This window comes from Pseudosulfitobacter pseudonitzschiae (assembly GCF_900129395.1).
Classification (GTDB): Bacteria; Pseudomonadota; Alphaproteobacteria; order Rhodobacterales; family Rhodobacteraceae; genus Pseudosulfitobacter; species Pseudosulfitobacter pseudonitzschiae.
Genome location: NZ_FQVP01000032.1, coordinates 1 through 1,311 on the forward strand (window position 1 = coordinate 1; position 1,311 = coordinate 1,311).

General features: G+C 58.0%; 2 protein-coding genes. Both read left to right on the plus strand.

Translation table 11 applies throughout. The annotated features are described in order from the left end of the window. The coding region (locus BUC08_RS24125) for a Mu transposase C-terminal domain-containing protein (protein ID WP_200796241.1) at positions 1-605 on the plus strand (605 nt) is incomplete at its 5' end. A gap of 1 nt (position 606) precedes the next feature. Next, positions 607-1,311, plus strand: a 705-nt coding sequence (locus BUC08_RS24130) for a TniB family NTP-binding protein (RefSeq protein WP_073194660.1), incomplete at its 3' end; no start/stop codon positions are given.

The following is a 1,311-nucleotide window of genomic DNA, read 5'->3' on the forward strand; positions in this document are numbered from 1 at the left end:
TGGAAATCTGCCGTTACAACAACAGCATTCATTCGAGTCTTGGCTGCACGCCCGTTGCCAAATGGGAGGCGCTCTCAGAGCAAATGACGGGCGACATCCCATTTGATATCGAAGCCTTTCAGGTGAGTTTCCTGCCGAGCGAACTGCGCAAGATCAGGCGTGACGGCATCCATCTGTTCCAGATAAGATATTGGTCCGATGCCCTTGCAGGCCACATCGGGCGCGGGGATGGAAAGGTGGTCGTTCGCTACGATCCTCGTGATATCTCAATGATCTGGGTTGAACTGGACGATGGCCGGTATGTTGAGGCGCGGTACAGAAACCTCGAGATTCCGCCCGTCTCGCTCTGGGAATATCGCGAAGCCATGAGGAAGGCTCGTGCCCTTGGCGCGTCCGGGTCCAATGAGCTGGTTCTGGCTGAGCTGATCCGACAGCAACGCCAGATAGAAGCTGAAAGCCGGGGCCTAACGAAGGCCGAACGCAGAACCCGTGAAAGAAAAGGGACATTGGAGGGTGCCAACTCGGCCGTCTCGTCAACCGAAGGGCTGCGAGCGATCGATACGGGTGATACATCGCGCCCATTGTTCAAGGTGGAGAGATGGTGAATTGAGGGCAGGGACAACTGAAGAAGACGGCCGGATCGCCCTCATTCAATCGGATATCTGGATCGGCTTTCCACGGGCGGAACAGGTGTTGGACCGCTTGCAGGGCATGATCGAAGCGCCACGACAAACCCGTATGCCTGGGCTTCTTGTGCATGGCGCCTCCGGGATTGGAAAGACGATGATTGCCCGAAACCTGTCGCGCAAGTACGCACCAGAATACGATCCGGCGTCGGGCATCACCCGCACACCGCTTCTGCTGTTGCAAGCGCCGCCCGCGCCTGATGAACGGCGGTTCTACCTGCACATCCTGGCCGCCGTCGGCGCCCCGGCGACGGCACTGAGCGCTCGCGCTCAAAATGTGGCTTCCCTCGAAGTCCGTGTCATCGCGCTCTTGCGTGACCTTGGCCTGCGGATGATCATGATCGACGAGGTTCACAACCTTTTGGCCGGGACCCACCGCGAACAGCGCCGCTTTCTCAATGTTTTACGGTATCTCAGCAATGAACTCGAAGTATCGCTGGTCTGCCTCGGGGTCAGCGAGGCCGTCGATGCCATCCGTGGTGATATCCAGTTAGCCAGGCGGTTGGACGAACATCACCTCCCAAACTGGCGCGACGATGCCGAGTTCTCGGACATGATCCAGACACTCATCGCGGCAATGCCCCTCGAGAAGAAATCCAATCTGAAGGTCAAGTCACTCAAGCAG